This window comes from Streptomyces sp. GDS52 (assembly GCF_052246875.1).
Taxonomy (GTDB): domain Bacteria; phylum Actinomycetota; class Actinomycetes; order Streptomycetales; family Streptomycetaceae; genus Streptomyces; species Streptomyces cathayae.
This window is the reverse complement of the sequence record NZ_CM125966.1, coordinates 3,524,852-3,544,824: the sequence shown is the minus strand read 5'-3', so window position 1 is coordinate 3,544,824 and position 19,973 is coordinate 3,524,852. Positions and strand designations below refer to the sequence as shown.

The 19,973-nt window shown below is 70.0% G+C and carries 18 protein-coding genes and 1 pseudogene; 7 read left to right on the top strand and 12 right to left on the bottom strand.

Features of this window, described 5'->3' with window-relative positions; all coding sequences use genetic code 11:
* Nucleotides 1–90 precede the first annotated feature (90 nt).
* The 3 genes from ACTWJ9_RS16100 (at nucleotide 91) to ACTWJ9_RS16090 (ending at nucleotide 2,987) form a co-directional block, all read left to right on the top strand.
* A complete protein-coding gene (locus ACTWJ9_RS16100) occupies nucleotides 91–576 on the top strand; it encodes an SseB family protein (RefSeq protein ID WP_279334923.1) in 486 nt (161 codons plus the stop codon).
* Between the two features lie 231 nt (nucleotides 577–807).
* Nucleotides 808–1,788, top strand: coding sequence for a pirin family protein (locus tag ACTWJ9_RS16095; protein ID WP_279334922.1), 981 nt, complete (start codon nucleotides 808–810; stop codon nucleotides 1,786–1,788).
* A gap of 122 nt (nucleotides 1,789–1,910) precedes the next feature.
* Entirely contained in the window at nucleotides 1,911–2,987 is a 1,077-nt protein-coding gene (locus ACTWJ9_RS16090) for an AI-2E family transporter (RefSeq protein ID WP_443294357.1), read from the top strand.
* Here ACTWJ9_RS16090 and ACTWJ9_RS16085 read toward each other — a convergent pair.
* On the bottom strand, nucleotides 2,979–5,162 hold the full coding sequence (locus ACTWJ9_RS16085) for a SpoIIE family protein phosphatase (RefSeq protein ID WP_443294356.1): 2,184 nt from the start codon (nucleotides 5,160–5,162) through the stop codon (nucleotides 2,979–2,981). The genes ACTWJ9_RS16090 and ACTWJ9_RS16085 overlap by 9 nt on opposite strands.
* A 170-nt stretch (nucleotides 5,163–5,332) precedes the next feature.
* On the opposite strand from ACTWJ9_RS16085, the gene aspS reads away from it, so the two are divergent.
* Nucleotides 5,333–7,096: an aspartate--tRNA ligase gene (gene aspS / locus ACTWJ9_RS16080; RefSeq protein ID WP_443294355.1), complete on the top strand. Its 1,764-nt coding sequence runs from the start codon at nucleotides 5,333–5,335 to the stop codon at nucleotides 7,094–7,096.
* A gap of 97 nt (nucleotides 7,097–7,193) precedes the next feature.
* Here the strand turns inward: aspS and ACTWJ9_RS16075 are convergent, their stop codons facing one another.
* From ACTWJ9_RS16075 to ACTWJ9_RS16040, 8 genes and pseudogenes are all read right to left on the bottom strand, one after another.
* On the bottom strand, nucleotides 7,194–8,120 hold the full coding sequence (locus tag ACTWJ9_RS16075) for a hypothetical protein (RefSeq protein ID WP_443294354.1): 927 nt from the start codon (nucleotides 8,118–8,120) through the stop codon (nucleotides 7,194–7,196).
* A gap of 65 nt (nucleotides 8,121–8,185) precedes the next feature.
* A pseudogene (locus tag ACTWJ9_RS16070) lies at nucleotides 8,186–8,356 on the bottom strand (PH domain-containing protein); the annotation flags it as partial.
* An 89-nt stretch (nucleotides 8,357–8,445) separates the two neighbouring features.
* Nucleotides 8,446–8,703 (bottom strand): phospholipase D-like domain-containing protein, encoded by a 258-nt coding sequence (locus ACTWJ9_RS16065; protein ID WP_388704393.1) that lies wholly within the window; start codon nucleotides 8,701–8,703, stop codon nucleotides 8,446–8,448.
* 11 nt (nucleotides 8,704–8,714) lie between these two features.
* Nucleotides 8,715–9,644 carry a hypothetical protein gene (locus ACTWJ9_RS16060; protein ID WP_279334917.1) on the bottom strand — a complete coding sequence of 310 codons (930 nt, stop codon included), beginning with the start codon at nucleotides 9,642–9,644 and terminating at the stop codon, nucleotides 8,715–8,717.
* A gap of 22 nt (nucleotides 9,645–9,666) precedes the next feature.
* A complete protein-coding gene (locus ACTWJ9_RS16055) occupies nucleotides 9,667–9,924 on the bottom strand; it encodes a hypothetical protein (protein WP_279334916.1) in 258 nt (85 codons plus the stop codon).
* Nucleotides 9,921–10,268 (bottom strand): hypothetical protein, encoded by a 348-nt coding sequence (locus ACTWJ9_RS16050; protein ID WP_443294353.1) that lies wholly within the window; start codon nucleotides 10,266–10,268, stop codon nucleotides 9,921–9,923. The genes ACTWJ9_RS16055 and ACTWJ9_RS16050 overlap by 4 nt, the downstream gene beginning before the upstream one ends.
* An 89-nt stretch (nucleotides 10,269–10,357) precedes the next feature.
* Nucleotides 10,358–11,305, bottom strand: coding sequence for a helix-turn-helix domain-containing protein (locus tag ACTWJ9_RS16045; protein WP_279334914.1), 948 nt, complete (start codon nucleotides 11,303–11,305; stop codon nucleotides 10,358–10,360).
* Between the two features lie 290 nt (nucleotides 11,306–11,595).
* Nucleotides 11,596–12,027 (bottom strand): ATP-binding protein, encoded by a 432-nt coding sequence (locus ACTWJ9_RS16040; protein ID WP_279334913.1) that lies wholly within the window; start codon nucleotides 12,025–12,027, stop codon nucleotides 11,596–11,598.
* Between the two features lie 153 nt (nucleotides 12,028–12,180).
* Between ACTWJ9_RS16040 and ACTWJ9_RS16035 the strand changes: the two genes are divergently transcribed.
* Nucleotides 12,181–13,056, top strand: coding sequence for a helix-turn-helix domain-containing protein (locus ACTWJ9_RS16035; protein ID WP_279334912.1), 876 nt, complete (start codon nucleotides 12,181–12,183; stop codon nucleotides 13,054–13,056).
* Nucleotides 13,053–13,262: a DUF397 domain-containing protein gene (locus ACTWJ9_RS16030; protein WP_279334911.1), complete on the top strand. Its 210-nt coding sequence runs from the start codon at nucleotides 13,053–13,055 to the stop codon at nucleotides 13,260–13,262. The genes ACTWJ9_RS16035 and ACTWJ9_RS16030 overlap by 4 nt, the downstream gene beginning before the upstream one ends.
* A gap of 114 nt (nucleotides 13,263–13,376) precedes the next feature.
* On the opposite strand, the gene ACTWJ9_RS16025 is transcribed toward ACTWJ9_RS16030, so the two are convergent.
* The 3 genes from ACTWJ9_RS16025 to ACTWJ9_RS16015 all read right to left on the bottom strand — a co-directional run bounded on the left by ACTWJ9_RS16025 (nucleotide 13,377) and on the right by ACTWJ9_RS16015 (nucleotide 17,520).
* Complete coding sequence (locus ACTWJ9_RS16025; RefSeq protein WP_279334910.1) at nucleotides 13,377–13,742, bottom strand: PH domain-containing protein; 366 nt, start codon at nucleotides 13,740–13,742, stop codon at nucleotides 13,377–13,379.
* A 102-nt stretch (nucleotides 13,743–13,844) separates the two neighbouring features.
* Nucleotides 13,845–15,572, bottom strand: a complete 1,728-nt coding sequence (metG, locus tag ACTWJ9_RS16020) for a methionine--tRNA ligase (protein WP_279334909.1) — start codon at nucleotides 15,570–15,572, stop codon at nucleotides 13,845–13,847.
* A 130-nt stretch (nucleotides 15,573–15,702) separates the two neighbouring features.
* Nucleotides 15,703–17,520 (bottom strand): VWA domain-containing protein, encoded by a 1,818-nt coding sequence (locus tag ACTWJ9_RS16015; protein ID WP_443294352.1) that lies wholly within the window; start codon nucleotides 17,518–17,520, stop codon nucleotides 15,703–15,705.
* A 276-nt stretch (nucleotides 17,521–17,796) separates the two neighbouring features.
* Between ACTWJ9_RS16015 and ACTWJ9_RS16010 the strand changes: the two genes are divergently transcribed.
* Nucleotides 17,797–19,872 carry a PhoX family protein gene (locus ACTWJ9_RS16010; protein WP_443294351.1) on the top strand — a complete coding sequence of 692 codons (2,076 nt, stop codon included), beginning with the start codon at nucleotides 17,797–17,799 and terminating at the stop codon, nucleotides 19,870–19,872.
* Nucleotides 19,873–19,973 lie beyond the last annotated feature (101 nt).

Below are 19,973 nucleotides of genomic sequence, written 5' to 3'. Positions count from 1 at the left end.
TGACGCGTTACGCGCTCCGGCGGCGGCCGGCGGAGCGCGTAACCGCCCGTACCGGCCCGGGGCTCCGGCGCGCTCGGTACTCTTGCGCGCATGTACGGCTACGACCAGAACGTAGGGGCACAGCAGGGGTACGTCCCGCCGCAGCAACAGCAGCAACAGCAACAGCAGATGCCGGGCGGCTACGGGCAGCAGCAGCCGCCGCTGTACCCGGAGCCGTCCCCGCCCTCGCTCGCGGACGCGGTGCGCGCGTTCACCACGGGCCAGGTGACCGCCGAGGACTTCCAGCAGGTCTTCGCGACGTCCAAGGTGTACTGCCCGCGCGGCGACAACCCCGGGTTCCTCGCCCTGCACAACACCCAGCAGCCGGTGATCCCGATGTTCACCTCGCTGAAGGAGCTGCGGCGGTACGCGGGCAAGGAGTCCAAGTACTTCGTGATCACCGGCGCCGAGGTGATCGACCTGCTGCCGACCGGCTACGGCTTCGTGCTCGACATGGAGGGCGAGCACCGGATGGTGTTCGACGCGAAGGCGGTCGAGCAGATGGTCGAGTTCGCGATGCGCCGCATGTACGGCTGAGCGCCTCGGTCGTAGCCGTCGCCGCCGTAGCCGTCACCGCCGTCGTGATCGCCGCGACCGCGACCGCCACCGTCACCGCGGCCACGGTCGCGGTCGCCACGTGCCGGGCGGGTGTTTTCGCCCGCCCCGGAGTCTCTGCAGCCCGGAGGGAATTCCCTCCGGGCTTTCCTCGTTGGGGTGGCAAGAAGTTCAACGTTCAACTAAGATGGCCGTACAAGAGGAGGTACCGACATGCCTGCAGTGACCGTCGAGAACCCGCTGACGCTGCCCCGTGTGGCCGCGCCCGCCGACGCCGTGGCCCGACCCGTGCTCACCGTCACGACCGCGCCGAGCGGTTTCGAGGGTGAGGGCTTCCCGGTGCGCCGGGCGTTCGCCGGGATCAACTACCGCCATCTCGACCCGTTCATCATGATGGACCAGATGGGTGAGGTGGACTACGCGCCGGGCGAGCCCAAGGGCACCCCCTGGCACCCGCACCGCGGGTTCGAGACCGTCACCTACATCATCGACGGCACCTTCGACCACCAGGACTCCAACGGTGGCGGCGGTTCCATCACCAACGGCGACACCCAGTGGATGACGGCCGGCGCGGGTCTGCTGCACATCGAGGCGCCGCCGGAGCAGCTGGTCATGTCGGGCGGGCTGTTCCACGGTCTGCAGCTGTGGGTGAACCTGCCGGCCAAGGACAAGATGATGGCGCCGCGCTACCAGGACATCCGCGGCGGCAGCGTCCAGCTGCTCACCTCCCCCGACGGCGGCGCGCTGCTGCGGGTCATCGCCGGTGAGCTGGACGGCCACGAGGGTCCCGGCATCACGCACACGCCGATCACGATGATCCACGCGACACTCGCGCCGGGCGCGGAGCTGACCCTGCCGTGGCGCGAGGACTTCAACGGGCTGGCGTACGTCATGGCCGGGCGCGGTGCGGTCGGCACCGAGCGCCGTCCGGTGCACGTGGGGCAGACGGCCGTCTTCGGCGCCGGTGGCACGCTGACCGTCCGCGCGGACGAGAAGCAGGACTCGAACACGCCGGACCTGGAGGTCGTCCTCCTCGGCGGCCGTCCGATCCGTGAGCCGATGGCGCACTACGGCCCGTTCGTGATGAACACCCGCGAGGAGCTCCAGCAGGCGTTCGAGGACTTCCAGAAGGGCCGCCTGGGCACGATCCCGGCGGTGCACGGGATGGAGGCCTCGGGACCGCGCGAGTCCTGACCGGCCGAGCGCGTGGAGTGGCCCCGTCCGGTTCCGGACGGGGCCACTCGCCGTTCCCCGGGCGGGACATGGGCGGGGCGGCGGAGTTGGACAGGGGGTGCCGGGCGTGATCGTGTGGGGGTGTGCAGGACTCCTCTCCGTCTCCGCTGCTGCCCGAACCCGTCCGGCGCCTCGCCGCCTGGTGCACCGTCGCCCTGCTCGTCTCCGGGGTCGGCTACGTCGGGATCCTGTTGTGCGTGCAGTTCCGGGCGGCCGTGATCCCCGTCCTGCTGGCCCTTCTCGGTACGGCGCTGTTGCTGCCCCTGCACCGGCGGCTGGTGCGGGCCGGGGTGCAGCGCTCCCTGTCGGCGGGGCTCACCTGTGTCGCGGTCGTCGCCGTGGTCGGCGGCGCGGTGTACATCGTCGTGTCCGCGCTGATCGACTCCGGGGACCAGATCATCGCCTCGCTCAGGATCGCGGCGCGGGATCTCAGCCGGCACTTCGGGGCGGCCGGTACCTCGCTGGACGACATCGCGGGGAACGCGCGCGAACTGCTGTCCAAGTTCGGCGGTACGGCCGCGTCGGGTGTCCTCAGCGGGGTCAGTGTGGTGGGCCAGGCGCTCGCCATGGCGGTGCTCGCGCTGCTGCTGGTCTTCTTCTTCCTGCGTGATTCCGACCGCGCCGCCGAGACCCTGCGCGCGCTGGCGCCGCGCGGCTCCGGGGACACGGCGACGGCCATGGCCCGCCGGGCCTTCCAGGCGGTCGAGGGGTTCATGCGCGGGACCACCTTCATCGCGCTCATCGACGCCCTCTGCATCACCGTCGGGCTGCTCGTCCTCAAGGTGCCGGGCGCCGTCGGACTGGGCGCGCTGGTCTTCGTCGGGGCGTACATCCCCTACCTCGGGGCGTTCATCTCCGGGGCGGTGGCCGTGCTGGTGGCGCTGGCCGACCGGGGGTTCCTCATCGCGCTGTGGGTGCTCGGCGTGGTGCTCGCGGTGCAGTTGCTGGAGGGGCATGTGCTCCAGCCGATGATCCAGAGCCGCACCGTGCAGATGCATCCGGCGGTCGTGATGATCGCCATCACCGCGGGTGCCTCGGTCGCCGGGATCGTCGGCATGCTGCTGGCGGTACCGCTGACGGCGGCGGCCGTCGGCGTCCTGAGCGAACTGCGCCGACGCCACACCGCACCGGAGGAACAGGCTCCGCCGGCGTCACCGTGAGGGCCCGCCCCTCGCCCGAGCGGCGGTGTCCGGCACGGCGGCGGGCTGGTGCGGGGTGCGTGGGTCGTGTGGGTCGTGTGGTTCGTGCAGCTCGAACCAGATGCTCTTCCCCTTGCCCCGGGGATCGACGCCCCAGGTGTGGGCCAGGAGCTCGATCAGGAGGAGGCCGCGGCCGGACGACGCCAGCTCGCCGGGGGAGCGCCGGTGCGGGAGGTCGTCGCCCGCGTCGGTGACCTCGATCCGCATCCGGCGTCCCTCCCGCCCGGCGATGACCTCGGCGACGAGCAGCGCGTCGGTGTCGGTGTGCACGAGGACGTTGGTGAGCATCTCCGACAGCAGCAGCACCGCCGAGTCGACCTGGTCCGGTGAGCACCAGTCGTGCAGCAGTTCGCGCAGGTGCCGCCGGGCCTCCGAGATCCGTTCCGGCTCGGCCTGCTCCACCGTCAGCATGGTGCGGCGCACCGACGGCCCCGCCGGCTCCTGTTCGGAGTCGCGGTCGTAGCCCTGCCGGGAGAGCAGCAGCAGGGCGATGTCGTCCTCGCGGCGGTCGATCAGGGGCCCGGTGGTGTGGTGCGAGGAGGGGCCGTGGACGGCCTGCACCAGGGCGTCGGCCAGTTCCTCCAGGCCGCCCCGGTGGTGTTCGAGGATGCCGCGCAGGCGCTGCCAGCCGGTGTCCAGGTCATGGCCGCCGGTCTCGATCAGACCGTCCGTGCAGACCAGCAGGGTCTCGCCGGGCTCCAGGACGATCCGGGTGGTGGGGTAGTCGGCGTCCGGGTCGATGCCCAGCGGGAGCCCGCCGGCCGTCGGCCGGGTCAGCACGGTCGCGTCGGGCGTGCGGACCGCCGGGTCGGGGTGCCCCGCGCGGGCGACCTCCAGTACCCCGTTGCCGGGATCGACCGCGATGTACAGGCAGGTCGCGAAGCGCAGCTCGTAGGGGTCGGACTCGCCGATGCCGTACAGGAAGCGGGAGGCGCGGGAGAGCACGGCGTCGGGCCGGTGCCCCTCGGAGGCGTACGCCCGCAGGGCTATGCGCAGCTGGCCCATGATCCCGGCCGCCTGGACGTCATGGCCCTGCACATCCCCGATGACCAGGGCGAACCGTCCGCTCGGCAGGGGGATGACGTCGTACCAGTCGCCGCCGACCTGGAGGCCGCCACCGGTGGGGACGTACCGGGCGGCGACGCTCATTCCCGGGATGCGCTGCGGGCCGAGCTTCGGCAGCATCGAGCGCTGCAGACCGTCGGTCAGGGCCCGCTCGTTCTCGGCGGTCCCCGCGCGGGACAGGGCCTGGGCCAGCATGCGCGCCACGGTGGTCAGCACCGACCGCTCGTCGGGGGTGAAGGCGACCGGGTGGGCGAAGGCCGCCATCCAGGCGCCCATCGTGCGGCCGGACACGACCAGCGGCAGGAACGCCCAGGACTGGCGACCGAACTGCTCGGCGAGCGGCCAGGTGAGGGGGTAGCGGGCTTTGTACTGTTCCGGGCTGGACAGATAGACGGCGCGGCCCGTTCGTATCACTTCGGCGGCTGGGTAGGGGGTGTTCAGCGGCATGTGGAACGGGCTCTCGGCGCCGGGCTCGTGCCCGTGGTGGCCGATGATGGTGAGCTGGTCGCCCGCGACGCCGAACAGCGCGAATCCGTCCGGTGAGAAGCCCGGCATCGCCAGGTTGGCCGCGACCCGCAGGACCTCCCGCGTCGAGCGCGCCTCGGCCAGCGCCCGGCCGGCGTCCAGCAGGAACGCCTCCCGTGACCGGCGCCAGTCGCCGATGACCGCCCTGCGCGCCGCGGGGGTGCCCGGCGTCGGCTCGGTGACCTCCTGAAGGGTGCCGGTCAGGAGGTAGGCCTTGCGCAGGGGGTCGAAGGCCGGCTTGGAGCGGCTGCGCACCACCCGCACGACCTGCCCCTGGTCGTCCATGATCCGGATGCGCACCTCGGCGAGCGTGCCCTCGGCGACGGCGAGCTGGACCACCCCGACGATCTCGTTCCAGTCGGCCGGGTGCAGCCGGGAACGCACCTGGGGCTCCGTGAGGGTGGTCTCCTCGGCGGGCAGCCCCAGCAGTCGTGCCGCCACCTCGTCGACCACGACCAGTCCGGTGGCCGTGTCCCAGTGCCACCTGCCGGTGTCGAGGAGGGAGAGGACATCCCCCATGGACGGCAGGGGTTCACCAGTTCGCATTGCCCCACTTTATGAAGATTCGACGGAAAAAAGCCACCGGTGCTGTTCGCACGACCGACGGATCGTCCGGGGTAAGTGATCTTGGGGTGGCCGGTAGGCTTGGGGGAGTTTCACGTGAAACAAAGGCCCCGACACCAAGATCCCGATCCGCGAAGGCTGGATGAACGACGATGCATCGGTACAGGTCCCACACCTGCGGCGAGCTCCGCGCCTCTGACGTCGGCACCGACGTCCGGTTGAGCGGCTGGCTGCACAATCGGCGCGACCTGGGCGGCATTCTCTTCATCGATCTGCGCGATCACTACGGCATCACGCAGCTCGTGGCCCGCCCGGGGACGCCCTCCTACGAGACCCTCGACCGGCTCTCCAAGGAAACCGTCGTCCGGATCGACGGCAAGGTCGTCTCCCGCGGCACGGAGAACGTCAACGCCGAGCTGCCGACCGGCGAGATCGAGGTCGAGGTCGGCGAGGTCGAGGTGCTGGGCGCGGCGGCCCCCCTCCCCTTCACGATCAACACCGAGGACGGGGTCAACGAGGAGCGACGCCTGGAGTACCGCTTCCTGGACCTGCGCCGCGAGCGCATGCACCGCAACATCCTGCTGCGCACGTCGGTGATCTCGGCCATCCGCCACAAGATGACGGCACTGGGCTTCAACGAGATGGCGACGCCGATCCTCAGCGCCACCTCCCCCGAGGGTGCCCGCGACTTCGTGGTCCCGTCGCGTCTCAACCCGGGCAGGTTCTACGCGCTGCCGCAGGCCCCGCAGCAGTTCAAGCAGCTGCTGATGATCTCCGGCTTCGACCGCTACTTCCAGATCGCGCCCTGCTTCCGCGACGAGGACGCTCGCGCCGACCGCTCGCCGGGCGAGTTCTACCAGCTCGACGTGGAGATGTCGTTCGTCGAGCAGGAGGACGTCTTCCAGCCCATCGAGAAGCTCATGACCGAGCTCTTCGAGGAGTTCGGCAACGGACGGCACGTGACCTCGCCGTTCCCGCGGATCCCGTTCCGCGAGGCGATGCTGAAGTACGGCTCCGACAAGCCGGACCTGCGTGCCCAGCTGGAGCTCGTCGACATCACCGACGTCTTCGAGGGCTCGGAGTTCAAGGCGTTCGCCGGCAAGCACGTCCGCGCGCTGCCGGTGCCGGACGTCTCCGGCCAGCCGCGCAAGTTCTTCGACCAGCTCGGTGACTACGCCGTCGCGCAGGGCGCGAAGGGCCTGGCCTGGGTGCGGGTGGCCGAGGACGGTTCGCTCACCGGCCCCATCGCGAAGTTCCTGACCGAGGCGAACGTCACGGAGCTGACCAAGCGGCTGGGGCTCGCCGCCGGGCACGCGGTGTTCTTCGGCGCGGGTGAGTTCGACGAGGTCTCCAAGATCATGGGCGCCGTCCGGGTGGAGGCCGCGAAGCGGGCCGGCCACTTCGAGGAGGGCGTCTTCCGCTTCTGCTGGATCGTCGACTTCCCGATGTACGAGAAGGACGAGGAGACGGGGAAGATCGACTTCTCCCACAACCCCTTCTCCATGCCGCAGGGCGGTCTGGAGGCCCTGGAGACCCAGGACCCGCTGGACATCCTGGGCTGGCAGTACGACATCGTCTGCAACGGCGTCGAACTGTCCTCCGGCGCGATCCGGAACCACGAGCCGGAGATCATGCTCAAGGCCTTCGAGATCGCGGGCTACGACCGCGACACCGTCGAGGAGCAGTTCGCCGGCATGCTGCGCGCGCTCCGCTTCGGCGCCCCGCCGCACGGTGGCATCGCGCCCGGCGTCGACCGCATCGTGATGCTCCTCGCCGACGAGCCCAACATCCGCGAGACCATCGCCTTCCCGCTCAACGGCAACGCCCAGGACCTGATGATGGGCGCGCCGACGGAGCTGGACGAGGCCCGCCTGAAGGAACTCCACCTGACGGTCCGCAAGCCGCAGCCGAAGTAGTCACACAGCGACGAGGGCCCGGGACCGATGTCCGACATCGGTCCCGGGCCCTCGCCGTCGTTCACGACGGATGTGAGCGGCGTCTGACGTTACCTCTTCATGGCTGTTCGGAGGCGTCGTCCGTCGGCACGTCCGAGCCCTCCTCGAGAACGTCCTCGGCCGTGGTGGCCGTCAAGGAGCGATCGAACCAGGCGGTGAGCGTGTCGAGGTCGGTGCAGGTGGTGATGCGCTCGTGGACGCCGTCGGAGATCGTGAGCCCGCGTACCTGCAGTGCGCGCAGGATGTCCTCGGCCTTTCCCTCGGCCTTTCCCTCGGCCCTTCCCTCCAGGTATTTCTCCTCGAAGAGCGTTCCGTGCCCCGGGAAGTGGGTGACGACGTTCTGCATCAGCTTCCTCCAGTTCTCCTTGGCCGGAGTGGACTCCAGACCGACCTCCACCACCTCGAACCAGTACTTCGTGATGTCCGGCTCGAAGGACACGAGTCCGCGGGCGACCGTTTCCAGTATGGCGGCCGCCCTCCGGCCTTGGCTGTGAACGATGGCCGACAGTGCCGCCATGGCCGGCTGCTGGACCACCACTGACTCGTCGGTGACCTCCGGGACGGTCTGCGGGCCCAGGACGAACGGGCGGGTGACCTGGGTGGTCCAGGGGCCCACGGTGCACTCGAAGGGGCCCATCGCCCAGGCCGCCGTCGAGCGGTCGCGGCAGACGGCGACCAGCAGGACGGGAAGGTCGTACTTGGCACGCAGGTAGGCGACGTAGTATGCCCAGCTCTTCGCCTTGTCCGGGTCCTTCTTCGTCTGGGCCTCCACAGCCAGGACGAAGTGCTCACCCATGTCGGGCTCGAACATGAGGACCGTGTCCGCGCGGCGCTCCATCGGACGGATCTCGGTGACGTCGGTGGAGAGCCCGTGGAAGTCCGTCTTCTCTGGCAGCGGCAGGCCCAGTGCTTCGAAGACGGGTGCGAGGGCTTCCGGGTGGTCCTGGAAGAGCCGGTGGGAGGCCTCGTGTGTCGCTGTGACCATGAGTGTGAGCCTGGCGCACTCATGGTTCATGCATCCGGCATATGTGCAGCATTCACCCGATCGGGTCAGCGGGCCACGAACTGGGCGAGGATGGCCTGGACCTCGTAGATCCAGATCTTCAGCTCGGCGTCGAGGTCGAAGTGGCCGGCGGTCTCGACGGCGAAGTGGCTGATGCTGCGGTACGGGATCGAGTGGTACTCGGTCTTCTTGCCGATGATGCCCTGCTTGCCGATCAGATGAGGTGTCGGCCGGCCGCCGTCTCATACGGACCGGGTGACCGAACTCCTGTCAGGGCAAGCAGGAACAGCCCGCCTGACATGTCGCTTCATGCGAAGCGCATGGCGTTGTTCTCCGGAGCCAGAAGCCAGCAGAAGTGGTCGACCAGCGGTTCCACGGTGCTCGGGTCGCGTGGCAGCACTCCGAGCTCGATGTTGTGGGACAGAGCCCGGTCGGTGAGGTTGGCGCTGCCCAGGAAGGCCGTGTGCCGGTCGGCGGCGATCAGTTTGGCATGCAGGACCCCCGTACCGCCCGCACGATGCCGGACACGTACCTTGCCGGGCCGCTGCGGGCGGCAGCCCGGCAGTGCGAGTGAGCCTAGGGTTCGAGCGGCAGCGATGTCTGTTCGGCTGCCGGTCCGAGGTACGTGTACTCCGTGGACCGCGCGATGCCCATGGAGTCCAGTTGCTGGCGGAAGCAGACCCGGAAGTGGACGTTGTCCCCGAGACCGGGACGCATGCGCAGCAGTTCCTCGGGCTCCTCGAAACGGACGTCGTAGGCGGGAGCGTTCTTGGCCGTGCCCGTCTTCACCTTCACGAGGCCGCTCTCCCGCAGCTCCGTGATGCGACCGGAGATGATGATCTCCTGATCGCGGTCCTTGGTCTCCCGGAGCCGTCTCACATAGTTCCGGCCCCGCTCGGTCAATCGTGCGCGACGCACGTGGCCCTCGGCGTCGTACCAGGTCACACCCAGATCCAGTGCGTACCGGTTCAGCGCCCGGGACACGGATTCGACCGCATCGAAGAGCCGCGCCCATTCGCGGACGTCGTGCTCCGACTCCAGGGCGTCGAGCAGCGTGGTGAGGGTTCCGAGGCCCGTGGAGGCGGCGGATGTGGCGGGGGCGTCCAGAGCCTCGGAGTCGGCGTCACCGGGGGCGGTGACCGGGCGGGCGTGCACCACGATGCTGCCCGCCGAGATCCCGGTGAGTTCCAGCTGGACCGGAGTGCCCGCGGCCACCGAGACCATGTGCTCGACGGGTTGCAGCAGCGCGTCGCCCCACTGGAAGCGGAGAGCCCCACCGTCGGTGTCCGGTCCGGTCAGTCGGAGCCGCAGCTCTTCGTCGAGCCGGGCGCCCGGAGCGTACTCCCGTGCCGCCGCCGGCCGGCTCGCGCGGTGGTCCGCCTCGATCTCCTCGTCGTCCCGGTCCTCGGTGCCCAACTGATCAAGGAGACGTGCGGCGCGCTCGGCCTCGGCCGGGTCGTCCCGAAGGAGCGCGCGCCTGCGCTCGCGCCAGCTGTCGCCGGTCACAGCAGAACGGTCGTCGTTGATTTCAGTGCCCCAGGTAGGTGATCTGGACGATGTAGACACGCTCGCTGCGTACGACGACCTGGTATCTGAACATGCCGCCGGGGACGATGACGTCGCCCCCTTTCGGGTCGATGCCCTCGTGGGCCCGGCCGTGAATGTGGACGGCTTCGGCGGCTCTGACCAGCTCGTCCGCCTTCCTCTTCACACCGGCGAGGAAGTCGGCGGGTGCGGTGCGGGCGGTTTCCTCCGCACCGAAGGCGTACTCCCACTTCCAGCTCAACCGCGCACTGCTTTCATGGCTTCGTCCAGGACGGCGCTCAGCTCCCGCAGAGCCTCCTCGGCGATGGCGGGATTTTCGTGCTCCAGCCTGCTCTGTGCCTGTGTGAAGCGGGAGGACAGAGCAGGGCGCCGGGCGATCTCGATGTCTCGGGCCCAGGTGAGGACCCAGCTCCGCACGGGGCTCAGGGACTGCCACTCCACGGCTTTGGTGAAGGCGTCGTCCTTTGTGGCCTGCATCTCGTCCAGGCGCCCCGGGTCGACCACGGCGAGAGCCGTGCACAGGGCGTCAGGGGTCTGTTCGGGACGCGGGATCAGCTCGTGCCCGTGATCGGCCTGAGTACTCATGGTGTCCTCCACAGGGTGCCCTGGCCAGAGTATCCGGACGGGGCCGTGGAGGAGCCGGACCGGGAACCGGGCAGGCCGCGAGCGGCCTGTCACGGTCGGCTCTGTTCAACGAGGGACGGCTCGTCGGTTCCGGTGTCGGGGACACCGGAACCGACACCCGCTGAGGCGCAGCCCTGGCAGTGGTGGGGGTCGGGGCCGCGGTACGCGTGGTCGCAGGTGTCGCAGTTGCGCAGGGGGTACCGGACGGGCGCGGGCGGTTCGGGGGCGCGGAACGGCGGGAGGGGCGGCAGTTTGGCCGTCAGGCGGTGGGCCAGGAAGGCGGCGGGCCGGACCAGGGGCTCCAGGGGCAGGTCGCCGGCCAGGGCCCTGCGTACGGCGGCGGGGGTCAGGTCCCGTTCCAGCCAGGCGGCGACGCCGGGGGCGAGGTGTTCGGCGTCGGTGGCGGAGAGCAGCAGGCGGGGGTCCTCGCGGCGCAGGCCGGTGAGGACGTCGGTGGCTGCCTGGAGGAGGTCCGGGGAGGTGTACCCGGGCTTCGGTACGGCGGGGAGGGCGCGGCGGCGTGCGGGTTCCTGCTGCGGGGCGGTGGCCGCGCGGCGGGCCGGGGGTTCGGGCGCCTCGCCCGTTTCGGACGGGGCGTCGCGTCGGCCGGGCTGGTTGCAGGAGACGGTGCGAGTGACGATCCGGCCGGTCGGGGTGCGTTCGCGGATACGGCGCAGGTAGCCATGCGTCTCCAGCTTGCGCAGGGCGTCGGCGATCCGGGTCGTGCCCTCCGGGAAGCGGGCGGCCAGGGACTTGATGCCGACGGGGGCGCCGGTGGGGAGGGACTGGATGTGGCAGCCCAGTCCGATCGCCAGCAGGGAGAGGTCCGGGTGCTGGGCGAGGTGGTTGCCGATCACCGTGAAGCGGGTGGCGTGGCGGGAGTTGTCGTGGGTGACGCCGCCGGGGTGCCCCTTCGCGCGGGCGCGGCGAGAGGGGTGGTTTTTCCCGTCGTTACGGGACTGGGCGTGCGGGGGCACGCTAGTGTTTTGGGTGTCCATCGGGAAGCTCTCTTCTTCCTTGGTGGTCAGGCCCTCGCATCGGGTGCAAGCCGAGCGGGGGCCGTCGTGTGTCTGGGGTTGTTGTGCCGTGCTGCGCTGAGCGTAGGGCAGACAACCCGTCGCATATCCAGCTCAGTCGGTGATGTTCACTCGCGAGAGTGAGCGTGCGCCGTGGGCGGGAGGGGTGGGGCTTGGTGGGGGTTCTTTCCCTCTCGTGGTCCTTGGAAAAGACGGCCGACGGCACCGGAACACACGCGCTCGGGTTCCGGTGCCTGAGCCGTTTCCGCTGGTCAGGGGTGCGGTAGATCGAGTTCTGCCCATACGGTCTTGCGGGGGACCGGTCCGAGCCGCACGCCCCAGCGGTCGGCGAGCGCCTCGGCGAGGAGCAGGCCGCGTCCGGACTCGGCGTCGGGGGCGGGCACGCGGCGGCTCGGGAGGTCGTCACCGCGGGTGTCCGTGACCTCGATGCGGAGGGTCGCGTCGCGGTCCAGGAGTGCGAGGCGGAAGTCGCGTCCGGCGAGCCGGCCGTGGGTGGCCGCGTTCGCGGCGAGTTCGGCGACGAGGTGTTCGGCGGCCTCGGCGGTGGGGTGGGGCAGGTCCCGGTCGCGCATCCAGTCCGTGGCGAGCAGCCGGGCGAGGCGGGCGCCTCGGGGTGTGGGTGACAGGAGCACGCTGAAGTGGTCGGTGGCCGACACGAGTTGGGTGGACTTTTCGCTGTTCACCTCACCGAGAGTGGCCGGACGTGCTTACTGTGAACAGTGACAGTATCGACACGTAGGGTGACTGTCGGGGCTTGTCGGCCGCTGTCCGGACCGTCGGAAACCGGCCTGCCGGCAAGGGCGTTACGGCACGGCGGTACGGCAGAGGGGTGCGGTATGTCGGTGGACGGCGAGGCGGTACGGCTCCGGACCGAGGCGGACGAACCGGGGTGGGAGGTGGACCCGGACGACGAGTGGGGCGTGGCCGTTCTCGCCACGGTGGGTCGGCAGTTGAGGCTGCGGCGGGAGGCCGTGGGGATGCGGGTCGCCGACTTCGCGGCGGCGGTCGGGTACGGGGACGACCTCGTCCACAAGGTTGAGGGCGGCAAGCGGATCCCCCGACAGGAGTACCTGGACAGGGCCGACGAGGTGCTGGACGCGGGCGGACTCATCGCGGCGGCCTGGGAGGACGTGAAGAAGGTCCGGTATCCGAAAACAGTTCGGGAGCTGGCCAAGCTGGAGGCCCAGGCGGTAGAGATCGGCATCTACGAGAGCAACGGCATCAACGGACTTCTGCAGGTCCCCGGCCACGCACGCGCCCTGTTCGAAGCCATGCAGCCTCCCTACTCCCCGGATGAGGTGGAGCGGATGGTGGCCGCACGCGCGGCTCGTTCGTCGATCTACGAGCGGTCACCCGCGCCCGCGCTCAGCTTCGTCCTGGAAGAGGCGGCCCTGCGCCGTCCGATCGGGGGCACAATGGTGTTGCGCCAGCAGCTCGAACGTCTGTTGGAGGTGGGTCGGCTGCACAACGTTGTTCTTCAGGTGATGCCGCTGAACTGCGAGACGCACTCCGGCATGGACGGCAAGATCGAGCTGCTGAAGTTCGCAGACGGATCGGCAGTGGGCCGCTCGGACGGCGCGTTCAACGGTCGGCCGACTTCGGAACCCAAACACCTGCGCGTTCTTGAGCTGCGGTATGGCACCATCCGGGCTCAGGCTCTCTCGCCACGGGAGTCGCTGGCCTTCGTCGGACAACTGCTGGGGGAGACATGATCCGCAAGACCGCTGCCGGGGACGCCTCCGAGCTGGCGTGGTTCAAGAGCAGTTACAGCAGCGGCAACGACGGCAACTCCTGCGTCGAGTTTGCTCTCACCCCCGGCACCGTGCACGTCCGCGACTCCAAGAGCGTCGACGGCCCCCGCCTGGTGCTCACGCCCGGCGCGTGGGCCGACTTCGTGGCACACGCGTCGGGAAGCTGACCCTTCGACTGCGCATCGCCCCGTGGGATGTTGTTGGTCGATCCGGGGCTGTGCGTGACGTCGGTTTCCGAGACCCGGTTGTGGTCGTGGTGGGGGCGGTGGGCTTCGTCCGGGTCAGCGGGTCACGAACTGGGTGAGGATGGCCTGGACCTCGTAGATGTCGACGCCCTTGGTGAAGGTCTTCTGGACGGGGGTCGGGGAGCCCGAGAGCCAGATCTTCAGTTCGGCGTCGAGGTCGAAGTGGCCGGCGGTCTCGACGGCGAAGTGGCTGATGCTGCGGTACGGGATCGAGTGGTACTCGGTCTTCTTGCCGGTGATGCCCTGCTTGTCGATCAGGATCAGCCGGCGGTCGGTGAAGAGGATGGTGTCGCGGATCAGCAGGTAGGCGGCGTGCACCTGTTCGCCGTGGCCCAGGAGACGGGCGTAGTCCTGCTGCGCCGATGCCGGGTCGATGCTGTGTGCGTTGCCGAACAGTGCCATGAGTGCTCCCCCTGAGTGGCGTGGTCGTACCGCGACGCTAACGGACGCGTCAGGGCCCGGGAACCTTTGTTCCCGGGCCCTGACGTCGGTGGTGCGCGGTCGTTACGCGGACTCCGGCTCGCCGCCGAAGCGCTCCTTGTACGCCTCCAGGTCCTCGTCCGTCAGCTTGGCGAAGAGGACCGGCGGGACGGTGAAGGGGGTGCCGGCGGGGAGCGACGTGAGCGTACGGGCCTCCTCGGCGGTGACCCAGGTCGCCGTGTCGTCGGTGAGGGAGAACGTCCGGCGCATCGCGGCCGCGGCCGTCGGGATGAACGGTTCCGACACCACCGCGTACAGGCGGATCAGGTTCATCGCCGTGCGCAGGGTGAGGGCGGCGGCGTCCTGGTCGGTCTTGATCTCCAGCCAGGGGGCCTTCTCCTCCAGGTAGGAGTTGCCCGCGGACCACAGGGCGCGCAGAGCGGCCGCCGACTTGCGGAACTGCTTGGCCTCCATCTGGGACTCGTACTCCGCGAGGAGCCCGGCGATCTCCTCGCCGAGCCGGGTCTCCGCCTCGCCGGGCTCGCCGCCCGCCGGGACCGCCTCGCCGAAGCGCTTCTTCGAGAAGGACAGGACGCGGTTGACGAAGTTGCCGAGGGTGTCGGCCAGGTCCTTGTTCACCGTGGCGGTGAAGTGCTCCCAGGTGAAGGACGAGTCGTCCGACTCGGGCGCGTTGGCGATGAGGAAGTACCGCCAGTAGTCCGCCGGGAGGATGTCCAGCGCCTGGTCGGTGAAGACGCCCCGCTTCTGGGAGGTGGAGAACTTGCCGCCGTAGTACGTCAGCCAGTTGAAGGCCTTGACGTAGTCGACCTTCTTCCACGGCTCGCGGACTCCCAGCTGGGTGGCCGGGAACATCACCGTGTGGAAGGGGACGTTGTCCTTCGCCATGAACTCCGTGTAACGGACGGTGTCGTCCACCTCGTACCACCAGGACTTCCAGTCCCGGGTCTCGCCCTCGGGAGCGGAGTCCGCCCACTCCTTCGTCGCGGCGATGTACTCGATCGGGGCGTCGAACCAGACGTAGAAGACCTTGCCCTCGGCCGCCAGCTCCGGCCAGGTGTCGGCCGGCACCGGGACGCCCCAGTCCAGGTCACGGGTGATCGAACGGTCGTGCAGGCCCTCGGTCAGCCACTTGCGGGCGATGGAGGCCGCCAGGTGGGGCCACTCCTCCTCGTGCCGGGCGACCCACTCCTCGACCTCGTGCTGGAGCTTCGACTGGAGGAGGAAGAGGTGCTTGGTCTCGCGGACCTCCAGGTCCGTGGAACCGGAGATCGCCGAACGCGGGTCGAGCAGGTCGGTCGGGTCGAGTACGCGCGTGCAGTTCTCGCACTGGTCGCCGCGGGCCTTGTCGTAGCCGCAGTGGGGGCAGGTGCCCTCCACGTAGCGGTCCGGGAGGAAGCGGCCGTCGGCCGGGCTGTAGACCTGCCGGATCGAGCGTTCCTCGATGAAACCGTTCTCGTTCAGGCGGCGGGCGAAGTGCTGGGTGATCTCGACGTTCTGCGGTGACGAACTGCGGCCGAAGTGGTCGAAGGCGAGGTCGAAGCCGTCGTAGACCGCCTTCTGCGCGTCGTGCGCCTGCGCGCAGAACGTGTCGACCGGGAGGCCCTGCTCCTTCGCCGCCAGTTCGGCGGGGGTGCCGTGCTCGTCGGTCGCGCAGATGTACAGGACCTCGTGGCCGCGCTGGCGCAGGTAACGGGAGTAGACGTCCGCCGGGAGCATGGACCCCACCATGTTGCCCAGGTGCTTGATCCCGTTGATGTACGGAAGGGCGCTGGTGATGAGGTGTCGAGCCATCGGAGGCTGCTCCCAGGTTGAAACGTACGGAATCTCCAAATCGTAGCCGACACGGGTGCGCCGCCCGCTTCTCGTTCTACGTGCTGAGAAGCGGGCGGCGCGGGACGTGCTGGGGGTGCCCCCCGTGGGGCTACGGGCGCCAGGACTCCAGGACGGCCTCGTAGAGCTCCTTGTCGGTGAGTTCCAGGGGGGACGGGCCGGCGAGGAAGTGGGCGGTGTTCGGTGTCTTGAGCTTGCGGAGGTAGTCGAAGGCCTTGTTCTCCGGGTCACCGAAGGCGACGAAGGAGAAGAAGACCGCGGGGTGGGTCTTCGCCGCCTCGGTGAGGGCCTGGGTGGCGGGGGTCTTCGCGTCGGGGGCGCCGTCCGTCTGGAAGACCACCAGGGCGGGGGTGCCCGCGGGGGCGGCCTTGTCGTGCAGGGCGAGGACCTCGGCCACGGCCGCGTGGTAGCTGGTCCGGCCCATGCGGCCGAGGGAGGCGTGCAGGGTGTCGATCTTGTTCTCGTGGTCGGTGAGGGTGAGCTCGCCGGTGCCGTCGACCTCGGTCGAGAAGAAGACGACCTTGACCGTGGTGGCCTCGGGGTCGGCGGTGAGGTGGGCGGCGAGGGCGAGGGTCTGCTCGGCGAGGGCCTGTGCGGAGCCGTCCTTGTAGTACGGGCGCATGGACGCGGAGCGGTCGAGTACGAGGTAGACGGCGGCGCGGGTGCCGGTGAGGTTGTGCTCCGCGAGGGTGGCGGCGGCGGTGGTGTGGGCGGTGGTGAGTGCCTGCGGCAGCGAGGGGGTGGTGGTCGGCTCGGCCTCGGCTTCGCCTTCGGTGGGGTTCCCACCCGCACCACCCGTGCGGCTTTCGTTGTCGGGTGCGGGTGGCCCCTGCGGGGTGTCCTCGCCGTCGCCGTCGGCGGGTGCGGGTGCGGGTGCGGTCTCAGGCTCCGGCTGTGCTTCCGGGGCGGCAGCCGTCATCGGCTTCGCCTCCGCCTCCGCCTCCGGCTCGGCTACGGCCTTGGGCTCTGCTGCGGCCTCGGGCTTCGGCTCGGGCTCGGGGGCCGCCGAGGGCTCGGGGGTCTCGGGCGAGTTTTCTGCCTCGGCCGCGACCTCAGGCTTCGCTTCCGGCTCGGGTGCGACCTCGGTCCGGGGCTCGAGTACGGGCTTGGCCTCGGGCTCGAGTACGGATTCGACCTCGGCCTTCGCCTCCACCCCGGCCTCCACCTCGGGCTCGGCATCCGCCTCCGCCTCGGGGGTGACCTCAGCTTCGGGTGCGGGCTCAGGCTTGGCCTCGGGCTTCGCCTCAGGCTCGGCCTCGGCTTCGGGCTCGGGATCCGCCTTGGCTTCGGGGGTGGCCTCAGTTTCGGAGGGGACCTCGGCTTCGGGGGTGGCCTCGGGCTCGGGCTTGGCCTCGGTCTTGGCTTCGGGCTCGGCCTCAGTTTCGGGCTCGGGATCCGCCTTGGCTTCGGGCTCGGCCTCAGTTTCGGGCTCGGGATCCGCCTTGGCTTCGGGGGTGGCCTCAGCTTCGGAGGGGACCTCGGCTTCGGGGGTGGTCTCAGGTTCGGCCTTGACCTCGGTCTCGGCCTTCGCCTCGGGCTCGGGTGCGACCTCGGGCTCGGCTGCCTTGGGCTCCGGGGTGGTGGGGGTCGGGGGCGTTGCGTTGTCGAAGGCCGCCGAGACGAGGTCGTGTTCGTCGGAACGGGGTTCCGGGACGGAGACCTCGGCCGTCGGCGTCGGCGTGGGTGTCGGTTCGGGGGAGGGGGACGGAAGCCTCGGGGCCGCCGGTGCGGCCGCGGCGGGCTCGTCGGTCCGGTCGGGCGGCGTCGGGGTGGCCGCGGTCGCCTCGTCCGCACGGGCGGATTGTTCCGCACCGTCCGTTTCGGCGACCGGCGTCGCACCCTCCGCCTCTGCGGTGTTCGCCCTGCGTGACCGACCGAACGCGTTCCGCAGGAGAGTGAGAATGCCCATGTGCGCAACCCTTCGCGTGAGTTGTAGCCCGTCAATCCCTGGCCAGGACGGACACGTAAGGTTAGCGGCCCTTGTGGGCGATCTTGGGTAGGGTCGGGTATCGGGCGCCGCGCTTGTCAAGGCCGTTATCCGGCCCGCGCGCGCCGACGCACCGTGCTTTCGGCAACTCCCTTCATGCTTCCGCAGGTTCACTCTCCGTTCACCCCGGCGCCCGGCTGCCGCACGTATGTGCTCCTACGGTCACGCTGACACCCCGGGTTTCCAAGGAGAGAAAACGTGCGCAAGCTGCTGCCGTTGATCGGAACGCCGTCCGGTTCGCACCCCGGCGGCCGGTCCGCCATGACCTGTCGTTTCCGGTGTGGTGACGCCTGCTTCCACGAGGTGCCCAACACCAGCTCCAACGAGTACGTCGGTGACGTGATCTCCGACGCCCTCAGCCGCCGTTCGATGATGCGGGCCGCCGCCGCCGTCACGGTCGTCGCGGCCGGCGCCGTCAACCTCGCCGGTGCCCCCGAGGCCCAGGCGGTGCCCGCGGCGGGGAAGGGCCAGGGCCACGGCAACAACAAGGCGAAGGGTGCCCGCGGTCTGCGGTTCACGCCGGTCGCGCCCAACACCGCCGACGCCGTCACCGTGCCGGAGGGCTACCGCCAGAACGTCGTCGTCCGCTGGGGCGAGCCCATCCTGCGCGGAGCGCCTGCCTTCGACCCCGAGAACCAGACCGCCGCCGCGCAGGCCGGGCAGTTCGGGTACAACGTCGACTTCCTCGCGCTGCTCCCCCTCAAGGGCGAGCGTGGCCGGCAGGTGCTCGTGGCCAACCACGAGTACACCGACGAGATCCTCATGTTCCGCGACTACGACTCCGAGAACCCCACCCGTGAGCAGGTGGAGATCGCCTGGGCCGCGCACGGGCTCGCGGCGGTCGTCGTCGAGGAGGACAAGAAGAGCGGCAAGCTGACGCCCGTCACCCGGCACCACCTCAACCGGCGTCTCACGGTCACCTCCGAGTTCCGCCTGACCGGCCCCGTCGCCGGGTCCGACCTGGTGAAGACCTCCGCCGACCCGACCGGCCGCAAGGTGCTCGGCACCCTCAACAACTGCGCCGGCGGCACGACCCCGTGGGGCACCACGCTGCACGCCGAGGAGAACTTCAACCAGTACTTCGCCAACGGCAGCAGCGCCACCGACAAGCGCTACGGGGTCGGCACCGGTGCCTCCGGCCGCAAGTGGGAGCGCTTCGATCAGCGCTTCGACCTCGCGCGGGAGCCCAACGAGGTGCACCGCTTCGGGTACGTCGTCGAACTCGACCCGTACGACCCGGACTCCACCCCGCGCAAGCGCACCGCGCTCGGCCGGTTCAAGCACGAGGCCGCGACCGTGCGGCTGACGCACGACGGGCGTCCGGTCATCTACTCCGGTGACGACGAGCGGTTCGACTACATCTACAAGTTCGTCGGCAGCAAGCGGATGAGGCACGGCAACAGCCGGGCCGCGCGCGAGCACAACCTCACGCTGCTCGACGAGGGCACCCTGTACGTCGCCAAGCTGACCGGTGACTCGCCGGCCCTCGAGATCGACGGCACCGGCAAGCTCCCGAAGGACGGCGAGTTCGACGGCAGCGGTCAGTGGATCCCGCTGGCCACCGCCACCGCCCGCGGTGCCGTCTCGCACGTCGAGGGCATGACCGCCGAGGAGGTCTTCGTCTTCACGCGCCTCGCCGGCGACAAGGTGGGCGCCACCAAGATGGACCGGCCCGAGGACGTCGAGCCCAACCCGGTCACCGGCAAGGTCTACGTCGCCCTGACCAACAACTCCCACCGCGGTGTCGGCTCGAACCCCAAGGCGGACGAGGCCAACCCCCGCAACGCGAACAAGCACGGCCACATCCTGGAGCTGACCGAGCGCTGGAACCGGCCGGAGAGCACGAAGTTCGCCTGGTCGCTGTTCCTGGTGGCGGGCGACCCGCAGGACCCGGCGACGTACTTCGCCGGTTTCCCCAAGGACTCCGTCAGCCCCATTTCCTGCCCGGACAACGTCGCCTTCGACGACCACGGCAACCTGTGGATCTCCACCGACGGTGCCGCCCTTGGCTCGCACGACGGGCTCTTCGGTGTCGCCACGCGCGGAGAGCGGCGCGGTGAGCTGAAGCAGTTCCTGACCGTGCCGAGGGGCGCGGAGACCTGCGGCCCGATCATCCAGGACCGGCGGGTGCTGGTCGCCGTGCAGCACCCGGGCGAGGTGGACGGGGCGTCGGTCGACAATCCGGGCAGCACCTGGCCCGACGGACCCGGCACGTACGTCCGGCCGTCCGTGGTCGCCGTGTGGCGTGCCGACGGGCAGGACATCGGCGTCTGACGCCTGCGCCTGAGTCGACGCCGGCATCGGCGGAGACCGAGTCGGCGGCTGCCGATACGCACACGGACGGGGTGCGGGCTCCCGAGGGGGCCCGCACCCCG

Coding starts and splice junctions, on each gene's coding strand:
- ACTWJ9_RS16035 (WP_279334912.1), top strand. CDS start 12,181: ATGTCGGTGGACGGCGAGGCGGTACGGCTCCGGACCGAGGCGGACGAA.
- ACTWJ9_RS16075 (WP_443294354.1), bottom strand. CDS start 8,120: ATGGTCACAGCGACACACGAGGCCTCCCACCGGCTCTTCCAGGACCAC.
- ACTWJ9_RS16015 (WP_443294352.1), bottom strand. CDS start 17,520: ATGGGCATTCTCACTCTCCTGCGGAACGCGTTCGGTCGGTCACGCAGG.
- ACTWJ9_RS16025 (WP_279334910.1), bottom strand. CDS start 13,742: ATGGCACTGTTCGGCAACGCACACAGCATCGACCCGGCATCGGCGCAG.
- ACTWJ9_RS16095 (WP_279334922.1), top strand. CDS start 808: ATGCCTGCAGTGACCGTCGAGAACCCGCTGACGCTGCCCCGTGTGGCC.
- ACTWJ9_RS16030 (WP_279334911.1), top strand. CDS start 13,053: ATGATCCGCAAGACCGCTGCCGGGGACGCCTCCGAGCTGGCGTGGTTC.
- aspS (WP_443294355.1), top strand. CDS start 5,333: ATGCATCGGTACAGGTCCCACACCTGCGGCGAGCTCCGCGCCTCTGAC.
- metG (WP_279334909.1), bottom strand. CDS start 15,572: ATGGCTCGACACCTCATCACCAGCGCCCTTCCGTACATCAACGGGATC.
- ACTWJ9_RS16100 (WP_279334923.1), top strand. CDS start 91: ATGTACGGCTACGACCAGAACGTAGGGGCACAGCAGGGGTACGTCCCG.
- ACTWJ9_RS16050 (WP_443294353.1), bottom strand. CDS start 10,268: ATGAGTACTCAGGCCGATCACGGGCACGAGCTGATCCCGCGTCCCGAA.
- ACTWJ9_RS16085 (WP_443294356.1), bottom strand. CDS start 5,162: ATGCGAACTGGTGAACCCCTGCCGTCCATGGGGGATGTCCTCTCCCTC.
- ACTWJ9_RS16045 (WP_279334914.1), bottom strand. CDS start 11,305: ATGGACACCCAAAACACTAGCGTGCCCCCGCACGCCCAGTCCCGTAAC.